This is a genomic window from Paenibacillus sp. NPDC056722 (genome assembly GCF_042790635.1).
Lineage (GTDB): Bacteria > Bacillota > Bacilli > Paenibacillales > Paenibacillaceae > Paenibacillus_AQ > Paenibacillus_AQ agri.
Genome location: NZ_JBHTYV010000005.1, coordinates 337,641 through 361,856, shown reverse-complemented (window position 1 = coordinate 361,856; position 24,216 = coordinate 337,641). Strand labels below are relative to the sequence as shown.

Genomic DNA, 24,216 nt, shown 5'->3' with positions numbered 1-24,216 from the left:
CTCCTACATAAAGTCAAAAAAGTAACGGATCACATGAAACAGTACCGGCGAGGTGTAGGTCAGGCTGTCCACCCGGCTTAAGTAGCTTTTTTTCAGAGCCTCGAATTTGCCGTCATCGCCGATCAGCAGATCGCGCTTCAGCACAGACACGGTCAAGCTGCCGATGAAGCCGCTAAGGCTGATCAACATCCCGGAGAAGATCCCGAAGATCGGGGTAAGCGGCGTCAAATAAGGATAGATCAGATACGATACCGCCGTGGTAACCACGAACGCGCAAGCGAAGCCTTCCCAGGTCAGATAGGGATTGGCTGTGGGGACCACTTTTCTTTTGCCAAAATAGATCGAGGCCAGGTGATGCACCACATCATTAAGCTGCGTCAGTACAACCAGAAACAGTACAAGTCCCGCCCCATACTCGGGGGTAGCGAACTGGAAATACGCCAGATGGCTAAGCCCAAACACCATCAGCATAAGACCCCACTGGGTCGAACTGACACTGCGCAGAAATCCGACCGTCCCTTTATTGATCATCCGGGGAAGCGGCAGCAGCAAGAACACATAGACAGGGATAAAGACGATGAACATCCCGTACCATTCGATATAGATCCAGTAGAATTGCAGCGGAATCGACAAGTATGCCCACAGGAACAGCCTGCGGTCCGCTTTTCTGGACTTGATCATGGAGAAGTATTCCTTCAGCGCGAAGAAGGACAGTACCATCAGTGAGATTAGGGACACCACGGAATTGAAAAGGGTAGCGAGGCAGAAGATGAACACCATGCCCCACCAGGTTTTGATGCGGTTTCCGATGGGTGCATAATCCTTGTTCGGCTGTACTTTGCTTATTACATAATAGATGAGTTGAATGGCGCATAGAGCTGCCAAAATAAGAACTAGCGTTAACATGCTTCTATTCAGGGCAATCACCAACTTGTCGTGAGGTAGGATTCCATTAAAGGGTTCCTATGTTATTATGAAGGAATAGTCCAATCTTGATAAGGGGAAATTTCGTCAATGGTTGCAGATCAGTCGGTTTTTATCTTGCTTACGAATACCGGAACGCTTTTTACAAAAATGATTCAGACCTACACAAAAGCGCCGTATAACCATGCTTCGATTTCATTCGACCGCGAGCTTTCGGAGATGTACAGCTTCGGGCGAAAGAATCCGAACAATCCGCTGAACGGGGGATTTGTGAGGGAGGATATCCAGACAGGTACATACAGCAAGTATCCCAGTACGACGTGCGTGATCTATGAATTGCAGGTAACCGAACGTGAAGTGGAGAAAATGAAGCGGGTTCTGCATATCTTTATCCGCAGCCGCCAAAAGTACCTTTATAATATTCTAGGCGTAATTGGCATCGCCCTTAAAGAGCCTGTTGAGTTCAGCAACTCCTACTTCTGCTCGCAATTTGTTGCGGAGATCCTTGAGCGTTCCGGCATTAAGCTGTGGAATAAGCTGCCTGCACTCGTGACACCGGATGATTTTCGGCAGAGTGACAGGCTGCAGTTGATTTATGAGGGAAGGTTGAGCGAGTACTTGAAATAGGCCGTATACGATTAGGGCTGGAGCTTAATTGTGTAGAGATAATGCAGCAAGACCAACTTCTTTTAATGCATTCATCGCCTCTAGATAAGGTAGAGGACCATAGCTGATACGCGCCACGCCCAGTTCGGCAAGCTGCTCGAGGGACGGGGTATGCGAGGTTACCATAATGTTCAACGGAAGCGGTGAGTGACTACATAGGGTTTCGATCAGTCTGGCATCGCTTAACCCCGGAACAAAAATACCGTCGGCCCCGGCTTCTGCATAAGCGTGCGCACGGCTGAGGGTCTGTTCAATACAGGCTGCGTGCTGCCCGGCGGCCGTTTGAAAGAAAATATCCGTTCTGGCGTTAATAAAAAGAGGTAGTCCAGCCTGTTGGCCTGCTGCACGGGCAGCGGCAATGCGCAGACATTGATCCGAGGTCGTATAGAGACCTGCATCGCCAATCCGCTGATCCTCCAAGTTAATCCCCACAGCTCCGTTTTCAATAACTAATCCTACATTCACTTTAACATCATCCGGACTTTGCCCGTATCCCCCTTCAATATCAATGGTTAAAGGAAGATCCACCTTGTTCTTGATTCGTTTCAAATTTTCCAGTACGAGTGGAAAAGGAAGTGCCTCGCCGTCCTCATATCCGTGCGAAGCAGCCACGGACCAACTGCCGGTCGCAATGGCCTTGGCTCCGATGGCCTGAACCGCCTGCGCGCTCCCCGCATCCCAGATATTGATAAGCACCAAGGGGTCTCCTTTGGTATGCAATTGATGAAACTGAAGCGCTTGTTCATGTTGGATATTCATATCATTATTCTCCTCCCTGCTCATGATGGAGCAGCCAATTTTTACGTGTCAGACCCCCGCCATATCCACCCAGTTCCCCGTTTGCATTAATGACACGATGACAGGGAATCACTATGGCCAGCTGATTGGCCCCGTTGGCTTGAGCGACCGCGCGGAAGGTCGTCGGTTTGCCGAGGGCTAAGGAGATATCCAGATAGGAGCGTGTTTCCCCTGGCGGAATTTTCATTAATTCTCCCCATACGCTTTGTTGAAAAGGGGAGCCGAGTAGAGCAAGCGGAGTATCGAAGGTCGTCCGTTCTCCGTCAAAGTATTCTGACAGCTCTCGTTCAATCGAGAGAATAGGCTCGGTAACGCCCGGAATAATCGCCGATTTCGTTCGTTTCCGAAGGCGTTCTACCTCGCGTTCCAGACCTCGGCGGTCGATAAATTCCAATAGATACAGGGCTTCATCGTTCCCGATGGCCATCATAGGGCCAAGACGGGTGTCAATCCAGGCGGCTTTCAGGACCTTACCGTCCTCCAGCAGGGTAGGGGCAGCCCCCATGATCCGGGAAAAGGCGTCTCTGAAGCCGCTGCTGGATTCATAGCCGGTAGACAGCTGGCTGTCGATGACGGTCTTGCCCGACCTGATATTCTTCAGGGCAAGACCCATACGGCGTGCACGGGCGTATTCCACAAAGGTCATGCCAAACCGCTTTTTGAATTGACGCCGAGCCGTAGATTCATCGACCGAGAGATTCTTGAAGTCCTGTGTCGTCCAGCGTTTCTCCGGATTGCTCTCCACAGCTTCAACGAGTACACGGACAATCTCCGGGACGTGATTGGGATGAGAGAGTGGACGACAGCGCTGGCAGGGCCGATAAGAGGCCAGCAGCGCCTGCTGAGGATTCGCAAAGAACTCACAATTCTCCAGCTTCGGCTTTCTGGCGGGGCATGTCGGACGGCAAAATACACCTGTGGTTTTGACGCCAACGTAGAACAATCCCTCGTACTCCGTATTTTTCTCCAGCAGCGCCTTGTAATACTCTTCATATCGCTCAGCAGGTAACAATAGCAGCACGTCCTAACCTTTCAATGTTGTTCTCATTATAATATCTTCCGGTAGGTGGCATCGCCGAAATTCAGGCATCAATTTTGGGATCATAGTAAAAATAGTGGTTAACGCTGCATGAGGCCGTTATAGGTTCGACGGTTCTTACGATCGCTGTTAGAGATTACTGGATTGTAAAAGGACTTCTATATAGAACACATTAAAAACAAACATAACCAAGAAAAGCAAGCTTATATAAGCAGTATAGAAGTGCAATTTCCGGCATCGACAGCAATTAACGGCATTTTCGTACCTTAATTCCTCAGCAGCAAGGGGTTAGTGAAGATTAAGTGCAATATTGTACCTTAATTCTTCCAGAAGCCCCGGTTCAACATGATTTTTCGAAAAATAAGATACAATAATGCCCTTATGTCCCTCATTTACCTATATTGAGGAAAAATAAGGTACGAAAATGCTCTTAGTTGAGGAGGTCCCTCTTTTTTCATTGTTAAGACGATTGGTGAAGGGGAATATACCGCTTCTAGTGATATCGATGGATTTGAACAGCCATGGATCATAGGTTTTGCTATCGACGGTCTATGTTACGGTACTAGCTTTCCTATGGAAAGCTTTCAGGCGAGCGCTTTGCGCTTACACAGCCTCAAACGTCCCGTTCGCTTATCTTAGCTAGTTGTTAATTTCTTTTGTTCGACTTATATAGATCCCTTTTTCATTAAAAAAAGACGCCCTCAGCGGGCGTCCTTCTCTATTCCTCGGCATGAGCAGCTTCGTCTTTGACTTCTTCCTTGAAGCTGCGAATGCTCTGTTTGCGGCGTGCATTTTTGTCCTCAATCTGAGCTCGTTCCTTGCTGTCCAGCTCTGAAGAGAATTCGTTCAGGTAGCCTTCAGCTTCCTGCAGGTTCTCTTGCGTATTCTGGATACTTTGCTGCAAATGTTCTACATTATCTGCCCGATTATCTGGCTTTGCCATTGCTTAGATCGCCTCCTGATCATTGAAGCACCCGACTGACTTGGGAGCTAACAAGTAGGTTGATCGTTGCCGGCTCATTTTATGCATAGACTCCTATACAGGCGATGGCTCGATATTAAAAAAACCTCCCGCCTCAAGGACGGAAGGGAAGATGGTTAAGCAGTTACACAGTATGAGTTAGCGTGTCAAAGTCCTCATCGCTTAACTCTAGGCCGGCTGCGGCAATATTTTGCTCCAGATGATTTACGGATGAAGTTCCAGGAATCGGGAGAATATTGGCGGCGCGCTTCAGCAGCCAAGCGAGGGCCAACTGGGCCGGCTGTGACCCAAGGCGCTGTGCCAGGTCATCCAGCGGGCCACCAGCTTTGCCCAGTTCACCTGTCGCAAGCGGGAACCATGGAATGAAAGCGATCTGATTGGCGATTGTATAATCGAGTACGGCTTCTGCATCCCGGTTAGCCAGATTATAGAGGTTCTGGACGGATACGATGCTTGCGGTTTTACCGGCTTCCTCCAGCTGCTCAACGCTCACTTCGCTAAGTCCAATGTGCCGAATTTTTCCTTCTTGCTGAAGACGTACCAGCTCTCCCAGTTGCTCGGCCAGCGGAACTTGGGGATCAATCCGGTGGAGCTGCAAGAGATCAATCCGCTCCAGGCCCAGATGGCGCAGGTTCAGTTCAACCTGCTGACGAAGATACGCCGGTCGGCCTACTGGCACCCAATCTTGGGGAGTTGGCCGGGCAACCCCTACTTTGGCAGCGATGATAAGGTGATCCGCATAAGGGTGCAGAGCCTCCTTAATTAATACATCCGTGACCAGTGGGCCATATGCGTCAGCGGTATCAATGAAGTTCACGCCAAGCTCCACGGCGCGTCGCAAGACGCGTACAGCTTCTTTCGGGTCAGCCGGATGTCCCCAGGCACCCGGACCGCTTAGTTGCAACGTGCCGAACCCAAGACGATTAACTTGCAAATCTCCTAGGGTATAAGTGCCGGATGCCTCTGCGGTAACTTGATTTTGACTCATGTTTTTCCTCCCTGTTTAGTGAGTTTTTGGTGATTGCTTATCCATGCTCTAACATGATTAAATTGTATCAAGAGTTATTATTTTGCAGAATACACATGTGTTCGTGCGCTCTGTTCATGTTGGTTCGTGTTTGACATGCATGTTACAAGTTATTTCTGTCCTTTGAAGCCACCTAGGGAGGTGCATTGCCTATGTCGCACAACACTCAAGATCTGATGCAGCCGGAAGAGCTTATGAAGATGCTCAGAATCAGACCCTCTGCGTCCCGGATGAAGAGCTTACGCCAGCGTGATCTGGCTTTGCGGGTTGGCGTGGATACAAGAGCTATTCAACAGTGGGAAGGCGGAGACAGATTGCCCAGTGCACATAACTTGCAAAGGCTGGTGCAGGCATATGTGGAGGAAGCGGCGTTTTTGCCCGGGACTGAACGGCAGGAAGCGGGGCTGCTATGGCAATCCGTTAAGCAGGTATATGACAGCAGACCCGGTACGTACCGTTATTACCCTGAGTTCGACGAGAACTGGTTTGCACAGATTTTAGCTGATAGAGGGGCAGCACCTAACCGTTCTGTTATTCAGCAAAAGGGATTGAAAACACAGTTCCCTAATGACCCGGCGGAGCCGGCAGTCAGGGCCACTGATTACTCCGTACTCAAGCAGCGCCCCGCGGGCAATCTGCCGGTTCAGCTATCCAGCTTCGTCGGACGCGTACCGCAGCTTGCCGAGCTCCATGATCTGCTGCGCCAATCCTCCTTGGTCACCTTAACAGGTCCCGGTGGAAGCGGGAAAACTTCTTTCGCCCTTCATCTTGCCTCCTCCTTGGCGGTTAGCTATCCGGATGGCATTTGGCTGTTCGAATTTGCAGCGGTGTCTGATCCACAGCTGGTCGTTGCTTACATGCTGTCTACTCTTGGGCTAGAGGATCGGCAGGGGCGGACTTCAATGGAGACTGTTCTGGATGCTATTCAGAATAAAAGCATGCTCTTTATCTTCGATAATTGTGAGCACCTGATCGACGCTTGCGCGGTGGTTGCAGAGTCCTTGTTGGCGTTCGCCCCTGCCCTCGTTATTCTGGCCACAAGTCAGGAACCGCTGAACCTGCCGGGAGAGAACCGTTACCCGGTCCGAGCTTTAAGTATGCCTCCTGAGCAAGAGTTATCCTATGGGCGATTGATGGAGTATGAATCGGTCCAACTGTTCGTCGAGCGGGCCACCTTGCTCCTCCCCCATTTCAAGGTCCAAGAGGCGCAAGCTGTACTTATCGGTGACATCTGCCGGAAGCTGGAGGGCAATCCGTTGGCACTGGAGCTAGCTGCGGCCCGGATGAACGTGCTGTCCCTGGAGCAGATCAATGAACGGCTTACTGATCTGCTGGGTTTTCTCACCACAGGCAAAAGAACAGCCACTCCGCGTCAACAGACCCTGAAGGCGACCATGGACTGGAGTTATTCCTTACTGTCCGAGAAGGAACAGCTGCTATTCCGGCTATTAAGTGTTTTCATGGGCGAATTTACGCTGGAGACCGTGGAAGAGGTCTGTGTGTATCGTCCAAGACATCAGGAGCCTTGCTCGCTTAAGAAGGAAGAGATTTTAGATCTTTTCGCCAATCTGGTCAATAAATCCTTAGTTTCCATGCATAGCTCCACGTCCTCGGACCGGATGACCTATGCCCTGCTGGCCCCGGTGAAGCAATACGCACAGGAAAAGCTGGAATCCTGCCAGCTGGAATGCCACAGGGTGCACGGTGCAGATAAAGAACATATTTACCGGCTTCATGCGGGGTATTTTGCCCGTTTCATTGAAGAGATAGAGCAGGAAGTCAAAGACGGCAATACCTCCATTGCGCTTGCGAAGATCAGGGCCGAGTACGATAATTTGCGTGCCGCTCTGCAATGGGCGTATTCGCAAGACGATCCCGAGGGAACGGGACTGCGGATTGCCGGCTCCCTATGCGAGTTCTGGTCTCTGGAAGGCAATTGGAGCGAGGGATTGCTGTGGCTGTCCAGATTGCTGCCGGCTCCCCATGATCATGAGAACCTGAAGGCGTTGAACAAGGCCCTGAAAGGTAAAGAGTTGTTGATGTCAGCCCAAGGCAATGGAGATATTTACACGGCTTAACCTATCCTTTTATAGGAATTCACTCCGGTCGCGTGATTCAAGAGCGAATTTTGTAGATTCTAACACTCTTTTTTAAAGCCAATAATGAATAACATAACTGACGGTGTGCGAGCTTTGGCTTGCCTGGTCAGTTTTTTTGTTAGGAGCTAGCCTTCTGAATATAGTTGCGTTCAAAATATTGTCAGCAGATATCTCCCTATGGTAGAATTAGTCAATGGAACATTGATATAGGTAACCTAATTCAAAAAAATGAAATGGTGATCATATGGACAACAAGAAGATTAAGGTGGATGTTGCTAATAAGGAGGGGCAGCTTGGTTTTGTATTCACCCGAGGGGGACTTCGTGAAGGAGCGGGTAGAAAGGGAATCGGGGTGACCAAGAAGGTCTCCTTAACCTTAACGGAGGAACTATGGAACAAGCTTGAGAAGCAATGTGCTGATGATGAAGTGTCCCGTTCGGAGCTCATCCGCAAGATGATTGAAGCTTATTATTCGAATTAGTGTAATCGGGAGGCAGGGTCATCTATGCGGGTCAGTGTAACTAAGGATTCTCTTCTGCATGCGCTCCAGCATGTGCTAAAGGCCGTTTCAGTAAATCATCTCATCCCTATCCTGTCAGGGGTTAGCATTCGTAAGAATCAGGATGTCCTGATCTTTACGTCAAGCAATACGAATATGACCATAGAATACAGAATTTCTCTGACCACTAGCTCCACGCTGGAACAAGAGGACGGTGCCATTGTTGTACCTGCACGGTATTTATATGAGATCGTTCGCAAGCTCGAACCGGGGTCTATCAGATTGGAGACTACAGAACAGAGGATACTGCTCCTTTCTTCAGGAGATGCTCATATCCGGTTGTGCGGAATGGATTCGGCAACGTTCCCTACGATTCAAAAGACAGATCGTCACACGGTAGCAAGGTTTAGCATTAATAATGCCGTGCTAAAATCAGCCGTTAGGCAGGTTGCTTGTGCAGTCTCCACTTCCGAGACTAGGCCGGTACTGACGGGAGTGTTTTTCGAGTGTAACAATGAAGTGCTTAGTTTAATCGCTACCGATGGCGTTCGTCTCGCTTCCCGCACCCTAACTGTGGAACATGCTGGGGCTATTCATATCCAGGGCGTTATCCCTGGAGTCAATCTCTATGAAGTATCCAAGATGCTGAAGGACGAGCAGGGGACGACCGTTATTGAAGTGGGGGCTAACCAGATCCAATTTACGTCAAAAGAACTGCATGTTCAGTCCGCTCTCCTTGAGGGGGCCTATCCATCTGTAGAGAAGCTGATTCCACAGTCTTTTTCATCCGAACTCACGGTGAAGACGGTATCTCTATTGCAGGCGGTGGAGCGCGTGTCTGTGTTGGCTTCGGGGAGTATTATTAGGCTGGTTGTTTCGGGGGGCAGTCTGGAGCTATTGTCGCAAACGGCGGAGATAGGGGATGTTCTGGATCAGGTTGCCCTATTAGAAAAGAACGGCGAGGATTTCAGGATTTCCTTGAATGCGACCTTCCTCCTCGATATTCTTCGTTGTATAGATTGTGAGTATGTCAGATTCAGATTTACGGGAATCATGGGGCCGCTTGTTATTTTGCCGCAAGACCTCTCTGCATCTATGCTATTTCTGATTACGCCTGTAAGGACCGCGAACTGATAATAGCCATATATAGTGGAACCCTCTCCCAACTTCCCCTATACTTGTATGGTACGACTATCAATTTATCGAATGGAGTTTAAGAATTCATGTCTACTTTACCAAACTGCCCGGAATGCCAATCGGAATACGCTTATGAAGATCGAGGAATGCTGGTCTGCCCGGAGTGCGGCCATGAATGGTCCCCGGGAGCAGAAGCCGAGCATGACAGCGAAGAAGCGAAGGTCATCAAGGATGCCAATGGAAATGTGCTCAGCGATGGCGATACCGTAACTGTGATTAAGGATCTCAAGGTGAAAGGAAGCTCCCTCGTTGTCAAAATAGGCACAAGAGTCAAGAACATTCGCCTGGTTGAAGGCGATCATGATATTGATTGCAAAATCGACGGTTTTGGTGCGATGAAGCTGAAATCAGAATTTGTCAAAAAAGTATAGCTTACGCCTGGCAGCAAGCATTCTGTTTCTCATGGAGAACAGGGTGCTTTTTTAGAAAATCATCACAAATCAGCGATCTTTCCAGGAATTCCAGCTTGTCTCACAGTCACGGGGTGCCCCTATGCGAAAGGGTATGCTGGTTTTTGTTGTGGAACTGGGGAGCTACCTCAGCGGCTATTCAAATGGCATAACAGTTTAGCAGCATCTCACGCACAGCTTCGTCCATTATCGCCTCATTCTCTGGAGCAAGCCACTCTTCGCGAATAATCATGTGGCTACACGAGTTGCCCTTAAGATAACTATATATAATCTGGGCCTCATCAATCTCATGCCTGCTGATGTCAGCCGATCGCTGAAGTGGACTGCTCCGAAAGTTATCTCTGATGATTGTCGTAATCTCTGTCTGCAGACTGGCGTTACTGAAATCCTCTGATTCAAGCTTGGTTTGAAAAAGAATACGGTTGCCCTGCAGCAACAATAGCTTGAGTGTCCGGTCGTTCATGGGTTCAACCATCGCAATCCGCTGATTTGCTCCCGCAAACTCAATGACCTTCTCTTTCTGCAGCAGGGAGCGTACTGCTCCAATATAATCGCGGTATTTGGCTGCGGCTTCATAATTATAATTCTCCGCAGCATCCGCCATTCGCTGTTCCATACCTTCCAGTATACTCATATCTGTCCCGTCCAAGAGGGCAACAAAGCGGTCCATAATGCCGTTGTATGTGACCAGGGCTTCCCCGCCAGCGCACATCCCGATACACAAGCCAAGGGAGTGGTTGAGGCAAAGCGAAGCTGTTTTAGAGTGGGGATTGCTACATAGAATGCTGTAACTCTCGAGCACTCCCTGTACCGCCCGCTCCGCAGTGCTTCGGCTTGTGTAAGGACCAAACAATAATCGCTCATCGCCTTGTTCGGCACCGTCCCCGGAGTCATAGGATACTTCAATCCTCCGCCGGTCACTTTCGGTTCGGATCACGATATAGGTGTAGGCGAGGGGATTCTTCATTTTTTTATTATAAGGCGGCTTAAGCTCCTTGATTAATGTGCACTCCAGCATAAAGGCTTCGAATTCGGTATCCGTCAGTGTATAATCCAGGTCTTTAATGTTTTTGACGAGACGTTTGACCTTGGGCGAATGGGATTTGGAGTCTTGAAAATAGGACTGGACCCGTCTCTTCAAGGCCTTGGCCTTGCCGACATAAATGATATTTCCCAGACTGTCTTTCATTAAATATACGCCGGGGGTTAAAGGGAGGTTTTTTACCTTTTCCGTCAGATTCATATGTATCCCTCCGTGGCTTCAGATTCATCTATAGCTCAAGTATAGACGATGGGCCAAGGCGTATAAAGAATAGGGATGAGGTCGATCTCTTAATTGGGGATGCATAAGATGAACCCCTCTTATCCATCCTAATCAGGAGCAGCAGGAATGCCAGAAGGGGGACAATCTCATCCATGAATAATAGCAATGATACCAGTTGGAAAGAAGACAATGTGGTGACCCAGGCACAGCGGTCAGTAAAGAAGCTGCACGATGCAGTATCCCAGGCGTTGAGCCATCCGAACGAACAGACGGTCGAACAGGCCGAGAACCGGCTGGAGCATACGGAACAAGCGGTCCATGAGGCGCGGCGGGTGTTTAACGGTAAGGGCGCGGAGTTGGCTGAGGAGTTACTTGCCGATGAGAAGGATCGCCTGTCTTCGCTGGATAATAGTAACCGCTGATAGCGGTTGCGCATAAAGTTGATGCAGCCCTCAAATGCTGATTGCAGCAATGAGGGCTGTTTTTGCGAAAATAACTTCTAATTTAACTGATTTTTATTTAAAATAGTACAGAATGCGCTATAGAAATACCCACTAATCCGATGTATAATTAATGGATAATTACATACATAAGATGCTTACTTCATGGCTTCATAGTGTGGTTGCAAGCGTAAGATAATTTATGAACACAGGGGAGATGAAGAAGATGGCAAAGGGAAAGATATTATCCATTAAGACGATTGTAGCGATCGGCATCGGTTCGGCGCTGTTCGTCATTCTGGGAAGGTTCGGTTCCATCCCAACGGGTATCCCCAATACCAGTATTGAGACCAATTATGCAATACTGGCATTGTTCGCGCTGCTATACGGTCCTACAGCAGGGCTGCTGATCGGCTTGATCGGACACACGTTGAAGGATGCAATTTCCTACGGTTCACCATGGTTCAGTTGGGTTATTGCTTCCGGGGTGGTTGGTCTGATCATTGGACTGATTGTACGCAAGATTTCTATTCATGATGGGGAGTTCGGGAGAAAAGAAATCATTCGTTTCAACATTGCCCAGATTATTGCTAACGTTGTAGCTTGGTTACTGGTGGCTCCAGTTCTCGATATTCTTATTTACGCAGAACCGGCCAACAAAGTATTTACACAAGGGATAACGGCTGCATTGTTCAACATTGTCTCTGTAGCGGTAATCGGCACACTGCTTGCCATCGCATACAGCAACACAAGAACCAAAAAGGGAAGCTTGACCAAGCAGGCATAATCCCCTACAATCCAAACCAAAGGCCGGTGAGTATCACCGGCTTTTCCATTGCCATAAAACATAAATCCCTTGCCTGTTAAGCCAAACCAACTCTGAGGAAGGTCATGTATGAATGATGAATAGAGCGGTAATCGAATTTACGAATTTTAGTTTTCAATACCGGGCTCAGACTGAGCCCACGCTTCATGACATTAACCTGACGATCTACGAAGGGGAGAAGGTGTTAATTGTAGGCCCCTCCGGATCGGGTAAAAGCACTCTGGCCCACGCCATCAATGGGTTAATTCCTGCCACTTATCCGGGAGAAATCAGCGGTAACCTGCGTGTTATGGGTCAAGATCAGCAGGAGCTGGGAATTGCCGGGTTGTCGGAGCGGGTAGGAACAGTCCTGCAAGACCCTGACGGACAGTTCGTCGGGCTCACCGTTGGCGAGGATATCGCCTTCAAGCTGGAGAACGATGCCGTTCCCCAGAGCGAGATGACGGGAAAAGTAACCGAGGCCGCCCACGCTGTGGATATTTACGATTTTCTGGGAGCTTCACCTCAGGAGTTATCGGGCGGGCAAAAGCAAAAAACAACCCTCGCCGGTGTACTGGTGGGCGAGGTTGATATTCTGCTGTTCGATGAACCGCTAGCCAGTCTCGATCCCTATACAGGGACCAAGACGATTGAGCTAATCGATCGGGTACAGCAGCAGACTGGCAAAACAGTCATTATCATCGAACACCGGCTGGAGGATGTGCTGCATCGTGCGGTAGACCGCATCATTGTTATCAATGAGGGACGTATTGCGGCAGATCTCCCGGCTGCGGAGCTGCTTAGCTCGGGATTGCTTCAGGAGGCCGGTATTCGCGAGCCGCTGTATCTAACCGTGCTGAAATATGCAGGCTGTTCCATTACGCCTGATATCAAGCCGGAGCATATAGAAACAATCGGGCTTGCAGAATCTGCTGACAAGCTTAGAGACTGGTACCTTGCCAATGACGAACAGCCAGAGTACCCGGATTGCCCACCTGTACTGGAGCTGCGGGATCTCTCGTTCGGCTATGAGAAGAAGCATCCGGTACTGCACGGGGTGTCCTTAAAGCTCGGCAAGGGGGAAATGGTGTCTATTGCTGGAAAGAACGGGGCCGGCAAATCAACGGTATCCAAGCTGATTTGTGGATTTTACCGTCCTTCATCGGGCTCGATCTTAATGAATGGGCGTGATATCGGCTCCGATTCGATCAAGGAACGGGCCAGCCGAATCGGCTTTGTCATGCAGAACCCCAATCACATGATCTCGAAGACGATGATCTTTGATGAAGTGGCCCTGGGGCTTAAGGTTCGCGGTATGGCGGAGAGCGACATTGAGAAGCGGGTGCACGAAGTGCTTCAGGTCTGTGGATTGTATCCGTTCCGCAACTGGCCGGTCTCTGCGCTCAGTTATGGCCAGAAGAAGCGGGTGACGATTGCCTCCATTCTGGTGCTGCAGCCGGAGATTATTATCCTGGATGAGCCTACAGCCGGCCAGGATTACCGTCATTACAATGAAATGATGGAATTCCTACTGGGTCTAAGCAAGCAGGGGATAACGGTCATTATGATCACTCATGACATGCACCTTATGCTGGAATATGCACAGCGGACCATTGTACTGGCGGATGGCCGAAAGATCGCCGACGATCGTCCGGAACGTGTTCTATCCGATAAGGCCATTATACACAGCGCTAATTTGAAGGAAACCTCGCTGTACAGGCTGGCAGAACGTGCGGAGATTGAGCAGCCCTCCGAGTTTGTCAGACGTTTTATTGCTTTTGACAGGGAGGCTCGCCAAGGATGAAGGTTAAGATGCTATCCTATACCGACTTGGACACACCGATCCACCGTCTGACTGGCGCGACCAAGCTGCTGTTTTTCGTGCTTTGGTCGGTTTCTGCAATGATCACCTATGATACGAGAGTGCTGATGGTCATGCTGTTGTTCAGTCTATTTGTCTTTAAAATCTCTCGGGTACCGTTTCAGCAGTACGCATTTGTTCTATACTTTATTCTGATCTTTTTCGTCCTGAACCATCTGGCTATCTTCCTCTTTTCACCGCTGGAGGGCGTATCCATATACGGCACGCGACATGATATTTTCCATATTGCCGGACGGTATACCGTCACTTGGGAGCAGCTGTTCTACCAATTAAACATTGCGCTTAAATATGCCGTGGTCATCCCGATGGCGTTATTATTCCTGCTGACTACGGACCCCAGTGAATTTGCCGCTTCGCTGAACCGGATTGGCGTGAATTACCGGATTGCTTATTCCGTCTCGCTGGCTCTCCGCTATATTCCCGACATCCAGCGTGATTATGAGAATATTTCATTCTCTGCCCAGGCAAGAGGTATTGATACCTCCCGTAAGGAAAAGCTGCCGACCCGGCTGAAAAATATCGCTGCTATCCTGTTCCCGCTCATTCTGACCAGTGTGGAGAGGATTGACAAGATCAGCACGGCCATGGAGCTGCGCGGGTTTGGCCGGGGCAGCAAACGCACCTGGTACAGCTTGCGACCGTTCACCAAGAGCGACTATATCGCCTTGGCTTTGATTATCCTCATTGCGGCAGCGTCGGCCGTGATTACTTTTTATGACGGCTCACGGTTTTATAATATCTTTGTATAATAATTACCTGATTTTATGAAACTGGACAGAGGGGTGTCTACTTTGCTTCTGTATAATAAGCCACAAATACGGAGAAAAGAGGACAGAGTATATGCATACCCAGATTGTTCGCAAGCCAGAAATGATCCTGACAGGAATAAGTGCACGGACGACAAATGCGGAGGAGGCCGGTCCGAACGGAGTGATTCCGGGACTGTGGGCACAATTTTCCCAAGCTAATCTGGCGGAGGTGACAGGTGCCTCTAACCCTCATCTGACTTATGGGCTGTATACGGAATATGAAAGTGACTTCACGGGTGCTTATACGATCTTGCTTGGTCATGAGCACGGAAGCGCCGAGATCCATAAGGAGAGCGGGTTTGCCCATGCTGTCGTACCGGAGAGCAATTATATGGTGTTCACAACTGCAAAAGGGCCAATGGAAGTAGTGGTTCCGCAGACTTGGGCGGAGATCTGGCAGTATTTCAAGGATTCGCCGGAGAAGCGTACTTATTCTGGTGATTTTGAGCTGTACGATGCCCGTAAGTTTGATGCGGCGGGTGTAGAGGTCCAGATTTATATTGCTGTAGAATAGAAAAAAGCTGCCGGTATTCCCGGCAGCCCGAGGCAGACCCTGAGGGTCTGCCTTTTCTTATATAATTCAGCGGTAATATTCTTCTTTCCCGCTGTTGTGTGCCCGGTAGCTTACGCTCCGGACCATTGTTGGTCGCCCGTCAAATATTTCTCGGTCAGGACGGACAGCAGGTGTATACCGACCTCATTCTCTCCACCTTCAGGGATAATGAGATCCGCGTATTTCTTGGAAGGCTCAATAAAAGCTTCGTGCATCGGCTTCACCGTAGTCAGATATTGTTGGTGAATCGACTGGATGGTCCGGCCACGCTCTTCGATATCGCGGAGTACGCGGCGAAGAATACGTACATCAGGATCGGTATCGACGAAGACTTTGATATCGAGCATGTCCCGCAAATGCTCATCCGACAAGACATGAAGTCCTTCGATGATAACGATGTTGTTCGGCAACAGTTCTTCTGTCTCTGTGGTGGAACGTGCATGAACCGTAAAATCGTATACTGGAGCCTGGGCAGCGAGCCCTTGCTTCAGCTCTTTAAGATGCGCAATCAGCAGCTCATTGTCAAAGGCGAACGGATGATCATAGTTGATCAGGGACCGCTCTTCCATGTTGAGATGCGAATGGTCTTTATAGTAGTTATCCTGAGATATGAATGTTACTTTGCCCGTCCCAAGCCGGTCTATGACGGAACGAGCCACCGTGGTTTTACCCGATCCGGTGCCGCCGGCGATACCAATAATAAGCATGGCGATTTAATATCCTCCCTAACCATTGCCGTTGCAATTCCAATATTGTAGCACAGCGACAACATTTTTTCATCACGATACGACAAATGAAAACTGGCATTTTTTAAAATACGGCAATATTGAGAATTCAGCCATACGGAAGGCTGTTACACGCGTGATTTTTGCATGAAACAGAGGACTTTTATTGAAAATAGGTTAATGGATGATTTCAACTGGGGTTGCAGAAGCAGGGCTGTCGGGGACTGTACATGGATGCAAAGGGAGATATGCCAGCCGGGGTCCTGTGCAAGAGATGTGGACGGCATGCGATAGATGGTATACTTTGTTCAAAGAAATGGGGCGGATTAGCCATAGATCGGGGAGTGGGCAGCATGGAAAACAGTAATGTGGAGGAGCTGAAGGCGCAAGCGGAGGTCTTCCTCAGAGGTTGTCATCAGGAATTGGGATCATCTGAAGCGGAGCTGGAGAAGCGTATTTCGGAGGTACAGAGGGAGATTGCAAGCACGGGGACCTACCGCCATACCGGAGAAGAGCTGACGCATGGGGCACGCATGGCTTGGCGGAATAACAGCCGCTGTATTGGCCGTTTATTCTGGCACACGATGGAGGTCATTGACGCTCGTCAGGCAGAGACCGAGGACCAGATTGCGGAAGCTCTGCTTCAGCACATCGAAAGAGCTGGCAACAGAGGGCGCATTCGGTCCGTAATCACTATATTCCGCAGTGGGGAAGACCCGGCAAGTCGAATTCGCATCTGGAATCATCAACTGATCCGCTATGCCGGTTATCCGGCAGAGACGCCGGGGGGTAAGCGTTCCGGCGACCCTGCTTCCGACGCTTTCACCGCAGTATGTCAGCAACTGGGCTGGCAGGGAACAGGCGGTGACTTCGATGTGCTACCGCTGGTGGTCTCGATTGGCAACGGGAAGCCTCGCTGGTATCCAATTCCTGGGTCTCTCATCAGGGAAGTGCCGCTTACCCATCCTGAAATCGAGCGGTTCCCGGAGCTTGGGCTGCGCTGGTATTCGGTGCCGATCATCTCGGATATGCAGCTTGAAATCGGCGGTATCCAGTACACAGCGGCTCCTTTTAACGGATGGTATATGGAGACCGAAATCGGCTCCCGCAATCTTGGGGATACTGGAAGATACAATCGCCTGCCGGCAGTCGCCGACCTGATGGGGCTGGACCGTTCCACGAACACTTCGCTCTGGAAGGACCGGGCTATGCTGGAATTGAACCGGGCGGTACTGCATTCGTTCAAGCAGGCCGGTGTCAGCATCGTGGACCATCATACGGCGGCAGACCAGTTCGTCAGGTTCCAGCAGCAGGAACAGGAAGTGGGCCGCGAGGTCTCGGGCCGCTGGAACTGGCTAATCCCGCCAATGTCGCCTTCGGCCACCCCCATCTGGTATGACAGCACCTTGAAGGAGTTGGATCTGCGTCCGCGTTTCCGGTATCAAAAAGCCGCTTATACAGGTTGGCTGGATGGAACTGGACTGAATCAGGAGAAGTCTGACGATACAGGGGCCGAAGACAGTGGGGCGGAACTGGTATGTCCTTTTCACCATAAGTCCTGAGCGTCTGCAGGCGTTTCAACCATGTATTGCAACGGCTGTCTGACCAAATTCATTTTTATATAAGACGCACAAAGGGTTCATCCTTTTAGGTAAGCACTAAGCAACCCCCAGATGGCTGACAGCTGCAATTAGGGATTGCTTTTTGGATAGGAGAGGATTATACTCATCCCAAGAGAGTGATTGATCAATAACCAATCGAATGAAATGCTGCAAGGAGGTTAAGATGAGCAAAGAATCGACTACGACCCGTGGCAAGGCTGATGAATCGCCCTCTATCAACCGCCGGGAGCAGATTTTGGAGGCCGCGGTTGTTGTCTTTGCGGAGCATGGCTATTATCGGGCTACGACAGCTCAGGTTGCCGAGAAGGTAGGCATTTCCCAGCCTTATGTATTCAAGGTCTTCAAGAACAAGGAAGAGTTGTTCATAGCGGCTTTGGAACGGTCATTTGAACGTATTGTTCAAGCTTTTCAAGGCGTTAAGGCATCGGCTGACACTCTGCTTCAGGAGGCGATCCGCACTTACGAGCTGCTGATGGAGACGCATCCCAATGAGATTATTCTTCAGGTTCAGGCTCTAGGTATCCGCGATGAGTTGATCCGGCAGACAATGCAGGGTGGAATGAGCAGAGTGACGAGCCTTGTGGAAGGGAAATTCATTGCTGCTGGAATGCCGAATCCTGAGGTGCTAGTCAGCAGCTTTATGGCGAACGGTATGTTGTGCAATATTGCAATGGCCTTAGAGATGCCTCAGCTGAAGCCGAAGCATCCGAAGAAGCCATAGCGAACCAAGCATAATGCAGACATTCTAAGGGCAAATGCCCTTAGAGATTTTTTTCATCATTAGTTATTGATTAATCACTAACAATATAACAAGGAGGAATTATGATGTTATTGAAAAAAGCTTTAGTGCTGGGTGCAACGGGCGGAACGGGAACTGTAATTATTGCGGAGCTGTTAAAAAGAGGGGTGCACACAGTAGCCTTCGGCCGATCCATGCCCAAGCTGGAGCAGCTGGCGGCAGACTTGGGCCATCCGGCCGGTCTGACTCTGACGACAGGGGATGTGTTCAACAGCGAGGATGTGTACTCGGCTGCGCAGGGCGTTGATGTTATTTTTCACAGTGCTTCGGTCCCTTACAACGAAATGATTACGCGTCTGCTCCCTATGGGGGAATCGGTGATGGAAGCTGCGAACAGATTAGGCACCAAAGTAGTGGCTGTAGATGGAATTTATCCCTATGGCAGACGACATAATGAGAAGCCTATCGATGAGGATTATCCCAAGAATCCGCATACCAAGAAGGGAAAGAAGAAGCTGGAGTTCGAGCGCATGTTCTTCAGCCCGCGCTGGAACCATACGAAGAGAATGATTGTGCGTCTGCCTGATTATTATGGCCCTACAGCTAACGATGCTTCCTATTTAGGGACGACACTTGCATCAATTGCTGCTGGTAAGCCGGGGGCGTTCGTCGGAACGATGACCGTGCCGCGGGAATATGTGTATCTTCCAGATGCGGCCGTGATGATTGTTGAATTGGCAAGCCGAGAAGAAGCCTATGGACAGAACTGGAATATTCCAGGCGCAGATGTTATCTCTGGGCGGGACATTGTTAACATCGCCCGAAAGGCCAGTGGAACATCTAAAATGGTGATACCGCTCGGCAAACCTAGTCTCTCCCTGCTGGGTCTGTTTATCCCGGTGATGAAGGAGATTGTGGAGATGCTGTATCTGACGGAAGAACCGCTGCGTTTAAGTGGTAAAAAGTACGAGCGTCTGATCGGGCCGATCCCCGCAACCCCTTATGAGAAGGGCATTACAGAGACAATTCAAGCCATTAAGCGCCGTCAGGTTCTGGTGAAGGCCAAGTCCTGAACCCACGGCTGATTTGCTGAAGTTAGAAATGGTGTTGCGTGATGAACTGTGATAAGATTTAGTTCTATATAGACAGAGGAAGTGACTCTTACAAATGATCAATATCACCATTCCGACACCGGAAGTTACCATTACCAAACAAGAGAATCCAGTGCTTAGCAACATCTACGGATTTACCGATTTCCACCTGATTACCCGTGAGCTGGGCGGAATCTTCATGTTCTACAATGACAAGGACGAGCTGTTGTTTGTAGGCAAAGCCAGAAAGCTCAGACCAAGAATCAAGAAGCATTTTGAAGACAGCGTTTCGCCGATCAAACAGCACCGCGACGAAGTCACCAAGATTGAAGTGTACCTCGTGGAAGATGCGATGGACAGAGAGATTTACGAAACGTACATCATCAATACCGGAAAAGCCAAATACAATGTGGATAAAGTGTTCTACAAATAAGTGTTTTGAGCAAAAACAAGCGTCTGCCTCTCTCGGCAGACGCTTGTTTCGTAATATAAGGTCCGCGAAGGCACTGCTGGTGCTCCGCACGCAATAAAGACCCCTTTCAGGTGTCCGTCAAGGCCGGGTGTGGACACTTTTTTCCAAATTACAAAGCAGGCGCTCCTGTATGCCGTCGCCGGATACCCGGCTGATCGCGTATAGCACGGACCCCGTGACAGGGGTGAAGCGCGGCTCTACGATGGAAAAGACTTTATTGTGGCCATTGCCCAGTAGTACCGACAACTTGTCTTTGAAATAGCTACTGTTAATCACGCTCCCAATGAACGCGACCGGAACGGTATCGCTTGTCAGATATGGAGCCACCAGTTCTATGCCCACCTTCAACTGATAGATCGCCCGGTCTGATACCCGTCCCGCCAGGCAACTCCCCTTGGAGGCTGCTTCAGTGATACAGGGTGTGAACCGCTCGAATTTGCGATCCCGGTCTCTACTGTCTGTGGTAAATCCCCTTTGGCCGAGCTGCCACAGCTCCTGAATCGTGCTTACGTCCCAGTGACAGAGCATATCCCCGATCAGTTCCTGATCTGTCTCATCCGAATGCCCCGCCAGCACTTCATATACGGCATCGTAAGCCAGAAAGCGTGCGCCACTTCTCGTGTAATGATGGAAATCATAATTTCTGATAAGCTGTCCGTCTTCCTTCAATGCGACTATGATTGACCCTGTACCGGAGAGGGCAACGATGCCAGGCTTCGTGAGAAGTGCTCCGTAATGTGCAGCGACCGCATCATTGTAATGCCACTTCGGGCAGTTCAGTCCTTCCACATCAGTTAGCGCTTTCACCCATTCCAGATCCTCTTCTGAATCATAGCCAGCAATGCCGGCAGCAAGCCCGCTCACATCGCCCAGTGTCTTGCCTGCTACTTGTAAAGCCTCGTGTATTCCCTGTTTCACATTGTGTGTGGCCTGCATATCTTTATGTACCCATGCTGCCCCGCTCTCGATATAAGAGAGAATACGCCCATCCAGGCTACTGACCATTACCCGAGTATGGGTACCTCCCCCATCTATTCCGATAACCACTTCCTGATTCTCAAGCATAGGAGCCCTCCTTGGCTATATTCACAACCATTATAGGGGGAAGCCGCGGCCGATGAAAGGACCTGAATCTGAAACGATGAATGAAATAAGCGGGTTAGTCTACACTATTACACGATATTCAATTTGCAGCTTAAAGGAGAAGATATTACATGAGTAGATGGTTAAAGCTAATATTGCTGTGCGCATTCGTTACAATCAGCGTGACCCCGGCATCAGTTCAAGCAGCTCAAGCTTCAGAAAGCGTGTCTGCTCGCGTGGGCAAGCAGTGTGTGAGTCCTGCGCAGGTTAAACTTAAAGAAGACCTCAGAAAGCTGTGGAGCGATCACGTCCTCTGGACAAGAAGCTATATTGTCAGTGCTTTGGCAGGCCTTGAAGATAAGGATAAGACATTGGATAGACTGCTGAAGAACCAGCAGGATATCGGAGATGCCATCAAGCCTTTCTATGGAGAGGCAGCAGGCAATAAGCTGGCTAAGTTGCTGAAGGAACATATCCTGCTGGCCGGCAAAGTTCTTGAGGCTGCAAAGGCTGGCAATGGGGCCGATCTGGAAAAATACAACAAAGAGTGGCACCGAAATGCCGACGATATTGCCAAATTCCTCAGCAGTCTCAATCCGAATTGGTCGGAGAAAGAGCTGAAGGAGATGCTGTATACCCATCTTCAATATGTTACGGAAGAAGTGGTAGCAAGGCTCGGCAAGAACTGGGACACGGATATTGCTGTTTTCGACAAGAATCTGCAGCATATGCTTATGCTGGCTGACATTTTAAGCGGGGGCATTATTAAGCAGTTCCCAGAACAATTTAAATAATGATTCACTCCAAGGCACCCGAAAGGGTGCTTCTTTTTTTATAGGGAGGAGGGCCTAGAGAAGGACAGTGAAATCCTTAACTCAATAAAATAGGTCTTAAGTAACAAATGACAAAGTTAGATATAAAGGCTCACTAATCACCTGAACAATTAAACTATAATAGACTCGTAAAGGGTCGACATATTTTGACATTTATAATTGAGGTGATTGGAATAGATGATTTCTCCCTTTTTTAAAAAGAAAGAAACAGCCGATAAGCAGCAGAGGCCAAATATGGTTCAAAAGATGCAAATTTCTGAGGAGCCTGAAATCGAAACAGAGATCGTGGATGTCTTAGAGCAGCCTGTGGGCATGATTTCGACAGGTAAAGCGCAGCTCGATAAGAAATCGCTTGATTTGATTTTTGCCGTGGAGCAGATGATTCAGGCCAGACAGCATGCTGAGACGAACATACATGAGCTTCAGGACCGCCTTACGCATACGAACGGGCACGTGGAACGGCTCAACCGTGATATTAAGAATCTCAGCAAGGTCATCGACGAGAGAGAAAAGAATGTTATGGAGCTGGAAAAGAAGCTGATCGAAAAGAATCTGAAGGTTGATCAGGTACTGGAAGATTACCGGGAGCTTCAGGCGTCCTTGTCTACCGAAATTGACGAACTCAAGAATAGCATCGATCTGGAGCAACAGAAATATGTGAATCTAGTGCAGAAGCACAATGAAGCACATGCGGAAAAGCTCAAGAAAATGAATGAGCTGGAAGAAAAGATCGGGCGTCTGGAAACAGAGAATGCTCATCTGAAGCAGAAATACGACACCGTGCGGCAAGAAAAAACCTACCTCTCAAGTATGATCAGCGACTTTACCAACCGTATGTCCGTACCTTTCGGCAACACGGGTAATGAGCGCAAAGAAGGAAACGGGGACGTATAGGCTCCATGTCCGCGAGTGAAACCGACAGCACGGTAATGATAGAACTCTTGTCACTTGGTAAGGGACAAGATGGTTATGAGATTGAGGTAGGCTTGACGGACGGCAATGGGTATAACATACGTATTCTTGAACTGGATGAATATACATATAGCCAATTGAATGCACTGGGCCCTTTTGACTCGGACAGAGTTAGGTTGTCGCTTTACCCCAAATGGGACCCGTTTCGGAATATATATTACAGCACGCTCATCAGAATGAAGTCCACATTCAATGAAACGCTGTATTTTGCCTGCTCACAGTATTATGTATCTCAATTGAATGAGTTAAAAGCTATAGAACGTATTGTCCAAGCGGAGGAGACGGTGCCCGAACTTCACCAGCCGTTATTCCGAAGTGAACAGGTGAGCAGTGTGGCCGACTCTACAAAAGAGCGAGCTAAATCCGTCGTAAAGCGGCGAGTAGGCCCCGTTGTACTGCTTGCCCTAGTATGTATTCTATTGTTGTTGTCCCCCTTAAGCGTAGACCGTGCACTCTCGGTCAAGAATGAAGAGGCACTCGAACACTCTGAAATTGCAGAGCAGCCGACGGCCAGCTTTCCTGCGCCTGTTCTTCCTCAGCTAAACAATGTCTCCGACACTGTTCCGCTAACTCCCTCTGCAGAACCTGTAGTTCCTCCACAAGCCTCCCATAAGCCCCAGCAACAGGCTCTGCCAATTGAAGAAGTTGTCATAGACAAGAGTAAATATACATCTAAACTGCCCAAAGGGTATGTCGCGCTGTCCTTTGATGACGGGCCATCCAAGTATACTCAAGAGATCGTGGATATTCTGGTGGAGCATGGCGTGAAAGCGACCTTCCTGTTCATAGGGAAAAACGCGGTGCATCATCCGGATGAGGCAAGATATGCCTTGGCCAAGGGGATGTCAATCGGCAATCATTCCTGGGATCATAGCAAGCTGACGGCGAACAGTGAAGCTGTGAACAAGGCGAATCTGGCCAAAGCTAGTCAAGCGCTGCAAAAGATTACAGGTGCACCGATTTCTCTCTTCCGACCGCCTTATGGAGCCATAGATGCCAAGGTATCGCGTAAGGCGGCGGAGCAGCAGATGAAGGTACTTATGTGGAACCGGGACACGGAGGATTGGCGGAAGAAAGCACCGGAAGAACTGATTCAGTATTTCCATAGCGTTGATCCCTCTGGAGCGATCTTTCTCATGCATGAGAAGAAAATAACGGTGGAAGCTCTGCCAGAAATTATTGAGTATCTGAAAGCGAAGGATCTGAAATTTGTTATATTCAAATAGCAAGACTTAAGAAGCGTATCCGTGAATTAGCGGATACGCTTCTATTTGTTAAGACTATT

At 49.3% G+C, this 24,216-nt stretch carries 25 protein-coding genes; 17 read left to right on the top strand and 8 right to left on the bottom strand.

The window, feature by feature from the left end; genetic code table 11:
• Positions 1-3 precede the first annotated feature (3 nt).
• Positions 4-918: a phosphatidate cytidylyltransferase gene (locus ACFRAM_RS15560; protein ID WP_379466704.1), complete on the bottom strand. Its 915-nt coding sequence runs from the start codon at positions 916-918 to the stop codon at positions 4-6.
• A gap of 96 nt (positions 919-1,014) precedes the next feature.
• Between ACFRAM_RS15560 and ACFRAM_RS15555 the strand changes: the two genes are divergently transcribed.
• Positions 1,015-1,551, top strand: a complete 537-nt coding sequence (locus ACFRAM_RS15555) for a hypothetical protein (RefSeq protein ID WP_379466602.1) — start codon at positions 1,015-1,017, stop codon at positions 1,549-1,551.
• Positions 1,552-1,575: 24 nt separating this feature from the next.
• On the opposite strand, the gene ACFRAM_RS15550 is transcribed toward ACFRAM_RS15555, so the two are convergent.
• The 4 genes from ACFRAM_RS15550 to ACFRAM_RS15535 form a co-directional block, all read right to left on the bottom strand.
• Positions 1,576-2,349, bottom strand: a complete 774-nt coding sequence (locus ACFRAM_RS15550; protein WP_379466601.1) for an isocitrate lyase/PEP mutase family protein — start codon at positions 2,347-2,349, stop codon at positions 1,576-1,578.
• Between the two features lie 4 nt (positions 2,350-2,353).
• Positions 2,354-3,400: a bifunctional transcriptional activator/DNA repair enzyme AdaA gene (locus tag ACFRAM_RS15545; protein ID WP_379466600.1), complete on the bottom strand. Its 1,047-nt coding sequence runs from the start codon at positions 3,398-3,400 to the stop codon at positions 2,354-2,356.
• A 745-nt stretch (positions 3,401-4,145) separates the two neighbouring features.
• Positions 4,146-4,370: a small acid-soluble spore protein Tlp gene (gene tlp, locus ACFRAM_RS15540; RefSeq protein WP_175373413.1), complete on the bottom strand. Its 225-nt coding sequence runs from the start codon at positions 4,368-4,370 to the stop codon at positions 4,146-4,148.
• Positions 4,371-4,533: 163 nt separating this feature from the next.
• On the bottom strand, positions 4,534-5,397 hold the full coding sequence (locus tag ACFRAM_RS15535) for an aldo/keto reductase (protein ID WP_379466599.1): 864 nt from the start codon (positions 5,395-5,397) through the stop codon (positions 4,534-4,536).
• A 191-nt stretch (positions 5,398-5,588) separates the two neighbouring features.
• Here ACFRAM_RS15535 and ACFRAM_RS15530 point away from each other — a divergent pair, with 191 nt between their 5' ends.
• The 4 genes from ACFRAM_RS15530 (at position 5,589) to ACFRAM_RS15515 (ending at position 9,602) form a co-directional block, all read left to right on the top strand.
• Positions 5,589-7,514 (top strand): ATP-binding protein, encoded by a 1,926-nt coding sequence (locus tag ACFRAM_RS15530; RefSeq protein ID WP_379466598.1) that lies wholly within the window; start codon positions 5,589-5,591, stop codon positions 7,512-7,514.
• Between the two features lie 265 nt (positions 7,515-7,779).
• The gene (locus ACFRAM_RS15525; RefSeq protein WP_379466597.1) at positions 7,780-8,016 is read left to right on the top strand and encodes a ribbon-helix-helix domain-containing protein; all 237 of its coding nucleotides are present in this window, start codon (positions 7,780-7,782) and stop codon (positions 8,014-8,016) included.
• Between the two features lie 24 nt (positions 8,017-8,040).
• A complete protein-coding gene (dnaN, locus tag ACFRAM_RS15520; RefSeq protein WP_379466596.1) occupies positions 8,041-9,168 on the top strand; it encodes a DNA polymerase III subunit beta in 1,128 nt (375 codons plus the stop codon).
• Positions 9,169-9,257: 89 nt separating this feature from the next.
• Positions 9,258-9,602: a zinc ribbon domain-containing protein YjdM gene (locus ACFRAM_RS15515; protein ID WP_066378195.1), complete on the top strand. Its 345-nt coding sequence runs from the start codon at positions 9,258-9,260 to the stop codon at positions 9,600-9,602.
• 178 nt (positions 9,603-9,780) lie between these two features.
• Here the strand turns inward: ACFRAM_RS15515 and ACFRAM_RS15510 are convergent, their stop codons facing one another.
• Positions 9,781-10,884 carry a GIY-YIG nuclease family protein gene (locus ACFRAM_RS15510; protein WP_379466595.1) on the bottom strand — a complete coding sequence of 368 codons (1,104 nt, stop codon included), beginning with the start codon at positions 10,882-10,884 and terminating at the stop codon, positions 9,781-9,783.
• Between the two features lie 173 nt (positions 10,885-11,057).
• Here ACFRAM_RS15510 and ACFRAM_RS15505 point away from each other — a divergent pair, with 173 nt between their 5' ends.
• The 5 genes from ACFRAM_RS15505 (at position 11,058) to ACFRAM_RS15485 (ending at position 15,355) form a co-directional block, all read left to right on the top strand.
• Positions 11,058-11,327: a hypothetical protein gene (locus tag ACFRAM_RS15505; RefSeq protein ID WP_379466594.1), complete on the top strand. Its 270-nt coding sequence runs from the start codon at positions 11,058-11,060 to the stop codon at positions 11,325-11,327.
• Between the two features lie 235 nt (positions 11,328-11,562).
• A complete protein-coding gene (locus ACFRAM_RS15500; protein WP_379466593.1) occupies positions 11,563-12,132 on the top strand; it encodes an ECF-type riboflavin transporter substrate-binding protein in 570 nt (189 codons plus the stop codon).
• Between the two features lie 115 nt (positions 12,133-12,247).
• The gene (locus tag ACFRAM_RS15495; protein ID WP_379466703.1) at positions 12,248-13,954 is read left to right on the top strand and encodes an ABC transporter ATP-binding protein; all 1,707 of its coding nucleotides are present in this window, start codon (positions 12,248-12,250) and stop codon (positions 13,952-13,954) included.
• On the top strand, positions 13,951-14,781 hold the full coding sequence (locus tag ACFRAM_RS15490) for an energy-coupling factor transporter transmembrane component T family protein (RefSeq protein ID WP_379466592.1): 831 nt from the start codon (positions 13,951-13,953) through the stop codon (positions 14,779-14,781). Before ACFRAM_RS15495 ends, ACFRAM_RS15490 begins: the two co-directional genes overlap by 4 nt.
• Before the next feature lie 91 nt (positions 14,782-14,872).
• Complete coding sequence (locus ACFRAM_RS15485) at positions 14,873-15,355, top strand: GyrI-like domain-containing protein (RefSeq protein WP_379466591.1); 483 nt, start codon at positions 14,873-14,875, stop codon at positions 15,353-15,355.
• Positions 15,356-15,465: 110 nt separating this feature from the next.
• On the opposite strand, the gene udk is transcribed toward ACFRAM_RS15485, so the two are convergent.
• On the bottom strand, positions 15,466-16,101 hold the full coding sequence (gene udk, locus ACFRAM_RS15480) for a uridine kinase (protein ID WP_175373403.1): 636 nt from the start codon (positions 16,099-16,101) through the stop codon (positions 15,466-15,468).
• Positions 16,102-16,472: 371 nt separating this feature from the next.
• Here udk and ACFRAM_RS15475 point away from each other — a divergent pair, with 371 nt between their 5' ends.
• The 4 genes from ACFRAM_RS15475 to ACFRAM_RS15460 all read left to right on the top strand — a co-directional run bounded on the left by ACFRAM_RS15475 (position 16,473) and on the right by ACFRAM_RS15460 (position 20,004).
• Positions 16,473-17,681, top strand: a complete 1,209-nt coding sequence (locus tag ACFRAM_RS15475; RefSeq protein WP_379466590.1) for a nitric oxide synthase oxygenase — start codon at positions 16,473-16,475, stop codon at positions 17,679-17,681.
• A gap of 223 nt (positions 17,682-17,904) precedes the next feature.
• Positions 17,905-18,462, top strand: coding sequence for a TetR/AcrR family transcriptional regulator (locus ACFRAM_RS15470; RefSeq protein ID WP_379466589.1), 558 nt, complete (start codon positions 17,905-17,907; stop codon positions 18,460-18,462).
• 104 nt (positions 18,463-18,566) lie between these two features.
• On the top strand, positions 18,567-19,553 hold the full coding sequence (locus tag ACFRAM_RS15465; protein ID WP_379466702.1) for an NAD-dependent epimerase/dehydratase family protein: 987 nt from the start codon (positions 18,567-18,569) through the stop codon (positions 19,551-19,553).
• A 94-nt stretch (positions 19,554-19,647) separates the two neighbouring features.
• Entirely contained in the window at positions 19,648-20,004 is a 357-nt protein-coding gene (locus ACFRAM_RS15460; protein WP_175373400.1) for a nucleotide excision repair endonuclease, read from the top strand.
• Positions 20,005-20,121: 117 nt separating this feature from the next.
• On the opposite strand, the gene ACFRAM_RS15455 is transcribed toward ACFRAM_RS15460, so the two are convergent.
• On the bottom strand, positions 20,122-21,108 hold the full coding sequence (locus ACFRAM_RS15455; RefSeq protein ID WP_379466588.1) for a BadF/BadG/BcrA/BcrD ATPase family protein: 987 nt from the start codon (positions 21,106-21,108) through the stop codon (positions 20,122-20,124).
• Between the two features lie 149 nt (positions 21,109-21,257).
• On the opposite strand from ACFRAM_RS15455, the gene ACFRAM_RS15450 reads away from it, so the two are divergent.
• From ACFRAM_RS15450 to ACFRAM_RS15440, 3 genes are all read left to right on the top strand, one after another.
• Positions 21,258-21,920, top strand: a complete 663-nt coding sequence (locus tag ACFRAM_RS15450; protein ID WP_379466587.1) for a glycosyltransferase — start codon at positions 21,258-21,260, stop codon at positions 21,918-21,920.
• A 273-nt stretch (positions 21,921-22,193) separates the two neighbouring features.
• Complete coding sequence (locus tag ACFRAM_RS15445) at positions 22,194-22,853, top strand: hypothetical protein (RefSeq protein WP_379466586.1); 660 nt, start codon at positions 22,194-22,196, stop codon at positions 22,851-22,853.
• A 5-nt stretch (positions 22,854-22,858) separates the two neighbouring features.
• Complete coding sequence (locus ACFRAM_RS15440) at positions 22,859-24,157, top strand: polysaccharide deacetylase family protein (RefSeq protein ID WP_379466585.1); 1,299 nt, start codon at positions 22,859-22,861, stop codon at positions 24,155-24,157.
• Positions 24,158-24,216 lie beyond the last annotated feature (59 nt).

Excerpts from the sequence above, each read along its gene's own strand:
- ACFRAM_RS15455 (WP_379466588.1), bottom strand. The coding sequence starts at position 21,108 with ATGCTTGAGAATCAGGAAGTGGTTATCGGAATAGATGGGGGAGGTACC.
- ACFRAM_RS15470 (WP_379466589.1), top strand. The coding sequence starts at position 17,905 with ATGAGCAAAGAATCGACTACGACCCGTGGCAAGGCTGATGAATCGCCC.
- ACFRAM_RS15510 (WP_379466595.1), bottom strand. The coding sequence starts at position 10,884 with ATGAATCTGACGGAAAAGGTAAAAAACCTCCCTTTAACCCCCGGCGTA.
- ACFRAM_RS15525 (WP_379466597.1), top strand. The coding sequence starts at position 7,780 with ATGGACAACAAGAAGATTAAGGTGGATGTTGCTAATAAGGAGGGGCAG.
- ACFRAM_RS15490 (WP_379466592.1), top strand. The coding sequence starts at position 13,951 with ATGAAGGTTAAGATGCTATCCTATACCGACTTGGACACACCGATCCAC.
- ACFRAM_RS15485 (WP_379466591.1), top strand. The coding sequence starts at position 14,873 with ATGCATACCCAGATTGTTCGCAAGCCAGAAATGATCCTGACAGGAATA.
- ACFRAM_RS15465 (WP_379466702.1), top strand. The coding sequence starts at position 18,567 with ATGTTATTGAAAAAAGCTTTAGTGCTGGGTGCAACGGGCGGAACGGGA.
- ACFRAM_RS15440 (WP_379466585.1), top strand. The coding sequence starts at position 22,859 with ATGTCCGCGAGTGAAACCGACAGCACGGTAATGATAGAACTCTTGTCA.
- ACFRAM_RS15555 (WP_379466602.1), top strand. The coding sequence starts at position 1,015 with ATGGTTGCAGATCAGTCGGTTTTTATCTTGCTTACGAATACCGGAACG.
- ACFRAM_RS15495 (WP_379466703.1), top strand. The coding sequence starts at position 12,248 with ATGAATAGAGCGGTAATCGAATTTACGAATTTTAGTTTTCAATACCGG.
- dnaN (WP_379466596.1), top strand. The coding sequence starts at position 8,041 with ATGCGGGTCAGTGTAACTAAGGATTCTCTTCTGCATGCGCTCCAGCAT.
- ACFRAM_RS15445 (WP_379466586.1), top strand. The coding sequence starts at position 22,194 with ATGGTTCAAAAGATGCAAATTTCTGAGGAGCCTGAAATCGAAACAGAG.
- ACFRAM_RS15500 (WP_379466593.1), top strand. The coding sequence starts at position 11,563 with ATGAAGAAGATGGCAAAGGGAAAGATATTATCCATTAAGACGATTGTA.
- ACFRAM_RS15535 (WP_379466599.1), bottom strand. The coding sequence starts at position 5,397 with ATGAGTCAAAATCAAGTTACCGCAGAGGCATCCGGCACTTATACCCTA.
- udk (WP_175373403.1), bottom strand. The coding sequence starts at position 16,101 with ATGCTTATTATTGGTATCGCCGGCGGCACCGGATCGGGTAAAACCACG.
- ACFRAM_RS15515 (WP_066378195.1), top strand. The coding sequence starts at position 9,258 with ATGTCTACTTTACCAAACTGCCCGGAATGCCAATCGGAATACGCTTAT.
- ACFRAM_RS15530 (WP_379466598.1), top strand. The coding sequence starts at position 5,589 with ATGTCGCACAACACTCAAGATCTGATGCAGCCGGAAGAGCTTATGAAG.
- ACFRAM_RS15450 (WP_379466587.1), top strand. The coding sequence starts at position 21,258 with ATGAGTAGATGGTTAAAGCTAATATTGCTGTGCGCATTCGTTACAATC.
- ACFRAM_RS15460 (WP_175373400.1), top strand. The coding sequence starts at position 19,648 with ATGATCAATATCACCATTCCGACACCGGAAGTTACCATTACCAAACAA.
- ACFRAM_RS15505 (WP_379466594.1), top strand. The coding sequence starts at position 11,058 with ATGAATAATAGCAATGATACCAGTTGGAAAGAAGACAATGTGGTGACC.
- tlp (WP_175373413.1), bottom strand. The coding sequence starts at position 4,370 with ATGGCAAAGCCAGATAATCGGGCAGATAATGTAGAACATTTGCAGCAA.
- ACFRAM_RS15475 (WP_379466590.1), top strand. The coding sequence starts at position 16,473 with ATGGAAAACAGTAATGTGGAGGAGCTGAAGGCGCAAGCGGAGGTCTTC.
- ACFRAM_RS15550 (WP_379466601.1), bottom strand. The coding sequence starts at position 2,349 with ATGAATATCCAACATGAACAAGCGCTTCAGTTTCATCAATTGCATACC.